Origin of the sequence: Aurantimicrobium sp. (assembly GCF_036667855.1) — a bacterium.
GTDB lineage: Bacteria > Actinomycetota > Actinomycetes > Actinomycetales > Microbacteriaceae > Aurantimicrobium.
This window is the reverse complement of record NZ_JAVWTF010000073.1, coordinates 1-4,856: the sequence shown is the minus strand read 5'-3', so window position 1 is coordinate 4,856 and position 4,856 is coordinate 1. Positions and strand designations below refer to the sequence as shown.

Sequence of the window (4,856 nt, the reverse complement as noted above, 5' to 3'; positions counted from 1 at the left end):
CCCGCGCCATCGCCGACAAGCTGGCTGCATTAGAAGCCGTCGACTACGTGGTGCTCACCGCCGGGTCTTTCGACATCATGGCTGAAGTTGTCTGTGAGTCTGACGAAGATCTCATCAATCTTCTCAACGAACAGATCCGCAAGCTTGAGGGCGTTGTTTCAACCGAAACCTTCGTCTATCTCAAGCTGCACAAACAGTTATATAACTGGGGAACGCGATAGGACGCGATACACATGACCTATAACAATGATGACCTCCAGAAGAAGGCCAACGACCACCTCTGGATGCACTTCACACGCCAGTCGGTAATGCACGAAAACGGTGTGCCTATCATCGTCAAGGGTGATGGCCACATGATCACCGACATCCAGGGCAAGAACTACATCGATGGTCTATCTGGTCTCTTTGTGGTCAACGCCGGTCACGGACGCAAGCGTTTGGCTGAGGCTGCAGCGAAGCAGGCTCAGGAACTGGCTTACTTCCCCATCTGGTCTTACGCTCACCCTTCTGCCATTGAGCTCGCAGATCGCCTCGCTGACTACGCGCCAGGTGACCTCAACAAGGTCTTCTTCTCCACCGGTGGTGGCGAAGCTGTGGAAACCGCTTTCAAGCTGGCTAAGCAGTACTGGAAGAAGATGGGCAAGCCCACCAAGCACAAGGTGATCTCTCGCTCTGTTGCCTATCACGGAACCCCTCAGGGTGCCCTGTCGATTACGGGTATCCCTGCGATGAAGGAAATGTTCGAGCCTCTGGTTCCTTCTACCTTCCGCGTGCCCAACACCAACTTCTACCGTGCTGAACAGCACGCCGATGACCTCTACGCATTCGGTCAGTGGGCCGCAAACCGCATCGAAGAAATGATTGAGTTCGAAGGTCCTGACACTGTTGCAGCTGTCTTCCTTGAGCCCGTTCAGAACTCCGGTGGCGCGTTCGCACCACCTCCCGGATACATGGAGCGCGTGCGCGAGATCTGCGACAAGCACGACGTCCTCATGGTTTCGGACGAGGTTATTTGTGCATTCGGTCGTATCGGTGAAATGTTTGCCTGCAACGCGTATGGCTACGTCCCCGATATGATCACGTGCGCCAAGGGTATGACCAGTGGTTACAGCCCCATCGGTGCAACCATCATCTCTGACAAGATCTATGAGCCCTTCTCCAAGGGAACCAGCTACTTCCCCCACGGTTACACCTTCGCCGGTCACCCCGTGTCAGCAGCTGTTGCTCTGGAAAACCTCAACATCTTCGAAGAAGAAAAGCTCAACGAGAACGTGCGCACCAACTCGCCACTGTTCCGTGCTGAGCTGGAGAAGCTCCTCGACATCCCCATCGTCGGTGACGTGCGTGGTGACGGTTACTTCTTCGCAATCGAACTCGTCAAGGACAAGGCCACCAAGGAGACCTTCAACGACGACGAGTCCGAGCGTCTGCTCCGTGGCTTCCTCTCCAAGGCTCTCTACGATGCAGGCCTGTTCTGCCGCGCAGATGACCGCGGAGACCCCGTTGTTCAGCTTGCTCCACCGCTGACCATCGGACCCAAGGAATTCGTTGAAATGCGTGAAATCCTCGAGGGTGTCCTCAAGGAAGGCGCAAAGATCGTCTAACTCTCTGGCTCAGTAGGGTTTCGTCGCCACTACTCGATGTCAGTATCCCAATGGGGCTGCTACCGCATGCGGTGGTAGCCCCATTATCTTTGTAAATATGACCTCCACCTTCGCCACCATCGACTCCCCTATTGGTCGCATTGAGCTGACCAGCGATGGCGAAGCCATCACCTTTCTCAGCATTGAAGGCGTGGAGGGTTCTCCTCACGGACGCCTGCAACACGGCGGTCGCCCAGGTGTTCCCGACAAGGTGATTAAGCAGGCAACCAAGGAACTTGGTGAATACTTCGCCGGCAAGAGACAAGACTTTGACGTTCCCGTGAAGCTCGTGGGAACACCATTCCAGCAGGCCATCTGGCATGAGCTCTTGGCCATCCCCTATGGCGGTCATGCCTCGTACGGTGACCTGGCAGCCCGTGCAGGCAATCCCAAGGCAGCTCGTGCTGTGGGAGGTGCTGTGGGCGCAAACCCGGTGCCGATCATTGTTCCCTGCCATCGCATTCTTGCTGGCAACAGCAAACTCACCGGCTACTCCGGTGGTTCAGGTGTCTCCACCAAGATTCAGCTCTTGGACATCGAAGGCATTACCTACAGGTAATGGCCTACAAAGATCTCGAGATCGGCGAAGACAGCCTCGCTCGTTGTGGCTGGGTCGGCACCGACTCCGAATACATGCGCTATCACGACGAAGAGTGGGGCGTGAAGCTCCTGGGTGACCAGAAGCTCTTTGAAAAGCTCTCTCTGGAAGCCTTTCAGGCAGGGCTCAGCTGGATCACGATTCTCAAGCGCCGCCCTGGCTTCCGCGAAGCTTTCTCCAACTTCGACATCGCTACAGTTGCCAGCTACTCCGATGCTGACGTGGAGCGTTTGATGCTCGATGAGCGCATTATTCGCAATCGCGCCAAGATTGTGGCGACGATTGAGAATGCCAAGGTCACCCAGTCGATCCTTGCTCAGTCACCTGGCGCCTTGCACGACCTGATTTGGTCATTCCAGCCCATTTCCAGACAGCGAGCCAATGCATGTGCTGGTGACGAACAGGCGCGCTATGAAACCTTAGCTGAGGTTCCTGCAGTTACGACCGAGTCGGAACAACTGAGCAAAGCCCTCAAGAAACTCGGCTTTAAGTTCGTGGGAGCCACCACGATGTATGCGCTGATGCAATCAGCTGGCTTAGTGGATGACCACCTCGCGGGTTGTCATCGCGCGAACTAGTCCTCCACAAGCTGAGTTGAGGCGCCAGCCTCACTCAGCTATGTATTCCCGCTCCACGTAACCACCTGTTCTTCGTATCGTGAGCTTTCAAGTTGCGCTCCGTTAAGAGGAATATCAGATGTCCAGGTGGACTATAGAAATCTTTGGTCGATCGTATGGCAGGTTTTACTCATCCCTCTCCAAGTATCAACAATTAGTTGTCGACTCTGCGCTATTGAATGTTTTGAGTGTTGAAGGAATCGGGATTTGTTCAGGCGAGTGGGGGAAGCCACTCGGTGGCGGTTTGTATGAATTCCGAATAAGGAAATCACTTCTTGCAATTGAAAACTCGACAAACGAGACTTCGCTCATGTCTCGTACCGACTCAAGAAACTCTCCAGTCCTCATCCGCATATTCTGCACATTCCATGGAGACAAGATTGTGGTTCTTCATCATGGATATGACAAACAACGCGACCCCTCTGCCAAAAGGCAACAACGCGAGATACGTGCAGCACGGAAACTTCATAATGAATGGAAGGAAGGGTTGAAATAAAAAGTGTTTAATCACATAATTACTGACATGGCAAAGAATCAAAAAACCATTCCCTACGAAGACTTCATGAGGGACATCCGTAAGTCTTGGTCAGAAGATGACTGGAATATCTACAACGCTATTTCTGCAGATTTCCAGAAAGAAATGAATGATCGAGCTGAGCTTGGTGCGGCTCTTCAGTCAGCCCGAAAAGCACAATCGCTCACTCAACCCACCCTTTCCAAGCTGGCTGATGTTCAGCAAGCCGAGATAAGTCGCATCGAACGTGGCGTGGGGAACCCAACTGCGACAACACTCTTTCGCCTCACCCATGCGTTAGGGCTGAAATTAGCATTTATTCCGGATAAAGAATCTGAAAGAACTCAGTTATAGCCTTTACGTCGATTCAAGATCAAAGGGCGTGGACGCATTCGTGTCACGCATAACAGGCTTCTTCACAACCGGTGCTGCCACTGGAGCTTTGTTTACTGGCGCATCATCAAGGAGTGCCTCGCGAATGATGCGTCGAGGGTCATATTGGCGAGGGTCGAGTTTCTTCCACTCTTCCTCGTCGAAATCATCACCGAGTTCTTCTTTGATTCGGTCTTTGGCACCCGAGCTCATTTCTTTGAGTTTGCGCACTAATTGACCAAATTTCGCCGAGTAAGCAGGCAGGCGTTCAGGACCTATAACGAAGACAGCAATCACTCCAATCAGGAGTAATTTCTCGAAGGTCAAACCAAACACACTACGAGACTACCGCGCCTAAACACGGGGAAAGCTCTACGCTTGGGAAGCAAGGAGACTGACGTGACACACAACGAACTAACGTGGAAGTTCCTCAACGAATTTGATGTTGAGTCGAGCACCCAGGCTAAAGCCCGCGCCATTTCACTTGAGCACGGAGTGAACGTGATTTCACCCGCTGTGGGAGCACAGCTTGCACTGGTTGCTGCGGCAACGAATGCCACCAACATCATTGAGATTGGCACAGGTCTGGGACTTTCCGGTCTGTGGCTGTTGGCTGGTGCGCCAGAGGCCACCCTGACTTCGATTGACCCTGAGTTTGAGTATCACGAGCAGGCGCGTGAGCTCTTCACCGAGGCCGGTTACCCCGCAAGCCGCGTGCGCTTGATCACCGGTAAGGCACTGGATGTTCTCCCTCGCATGAACGAGAACAGCTATGACATCGTGCTCGTTGATGGTGACCCTGCACAGGTTGCGCAGAACGTGGAGCACGCGTTGCGTTTGGTTCGCGTTGGAGGCACCGTGCTTGTTCCTCACATCCTGCAGGACGGCGACATTGCGAACCCCGCCAAACGTGCAGGCATCATTGCCGGCTTCCGCACCGTACTTACCGAAGCAACCGAGTCGGAGAACATCGTGGTTGCCCTCTCCCCTGCTGGAGACGGTCTGCTGCAGTTCACCAAGATCGCGTAAGTCACAGACTTCATAAGAAAACCCCCGCTCAGTGAGCGGGGGTTTTCTGTATTCGGTTTCCCGAAGAAGTTGTTTACTAGGCA

General features: G+C 53.6%; 7 protein-coding genes. 6 read left to right on the top strand and 1 reads right to left on the bottom strand.

What is annotated here, in order from left to right; all coding sequences use genetic code 11:
• From RR877_RS09715 to RR877_RS09695, 5 genes are all read left to right on the top strand, one after another.
• Nucleotides 1–221, top strand: a 221-nt coding sequence (locus RR877_RS09715) for an Lrp/AsnC ligand binding domain-containing protein (protein ID WP_332628075.1), incomplete at its 5' end; no start/stop codon positions are given.
• Between the two features lie 12 nt (nucleotides 222–233).
• Complete coding sequence (locus RR877_RS09710; protein ID WP_332551254.1) at nucleotides 234–1,604, top strand: aspartate aminotransferase family protein; 1,371 nt, start codon at nucleotides 234–236, stop codon at nucleotides 1,602–1,604.
• Between the two features lie 97 nt (nucleotides 1,605–1,701).
• Nucleotides 1,702–2,202 carry a methylated-DNA--[protein]-cysteine S-methyltransferase gene (locus tag RR877_RS09705; RefSeq protein WP_332551255.1) on the top strand — a complete coding sequence of 167 codons (501 nt, stop codon included), beginning with the start codon at nucleotides 1,702–1,704 and terminating at the stop codon, nucleotides 2,200–2,202.
• Complete coding sequence (locus tag RR877_RS09700; RefSeq protein ID WP_332551256.1) at nucleotides 2,202–2,819, top strand: DNA-3-methyladenine glycosylase I; 618 nt, start codon at nucleotides 2,202–2,204, stop codon at nucleotides 2,817–2,819. The genes RR877_RS09705 and RR877_RS09700 overlap by 1 nt, the downstream gene beginning before the upstream one ends.
• Nucleotides 2,820–3,381: 562 nt before the next feature.
• The gene (locus RR877_RS09695) at nucleotides 3,382–3,726 is read left to right on the top strand and encodes a helix-turn-helix domain-containing protein (protein WP_280804810.1); all 345 of its coding nucleotides are present in this window, start codon (nucleotides 3,382–3,384) and stop codon (nucleotides 3,724–3,726) included.
• A 3-nt stretch (nucleotides 3,727–3,729) separates the two neighbouring features.
• On the opposite strand, the gene RR877_RS09690 is transcribed toward RR877_RS09695, so the two are convergent.
• Nucleotides 3,730–4,080, bottom strand: a complete 351-nt coding sequence (locus RR877_RS09690) for a twin-arginine translocase TatA/TatE family subunit (protein ID WP_280804809.1) — start codon at nucleotides 4,078–4,080, stop codon at nucleotides 3,730–3,732.
• Nucleotides 4,081–4,143: 63 nt separating this feature from the next.
• Between RR877_RS09690 and RR877_RS09685 the strand changes: the two genes are divergently transcribed.
• Nucleotides 4,144–4,773 (top strand): class I SAM-dependent methyltransferase, encoded by a 630-nt coding sequence (locus tag RR877_RS09685; RefSeq protein WP_332618829.1) that lies wholly within the window; start codon nucleotides 4,144–4,146, stop codon nucleotides 4,771–4,773.
• Nucleotides 4,774–4,856: the final 83 nt, after the last annotated feature.

Bases quoted from the DNA above. Each gene is read 5' to 3' on its own strand.
- RR877_RS09705 (WP_332551255.1), top strand. From the start codon at position 1,702: ATGACCTCCACCTTCGCCACCATCGACTCCCCTATTGGTCGCATTGAG.
- RR877_RS09700 (WP_332551256.1), top strand. From the start codon at position 2,202: ATGGCCTACAAAGATCTCGAGATCGGCGAAGACAGCCTCGCTCGTTGT.
- RR877_RS09710 (WP_332551254.1), top strand. From the start codon at position 234: ATGACCTATAACAATGATGACCTCCAGAAGAAGGCCAACGACCACCTC.
- RR877_RS09695 (WP_280804810.1), top strand. From the start codon at position 3,382: ATGGCAAAGAATCAAAAAACCATTCCCTACGAAGACTTCATGAGGGAC.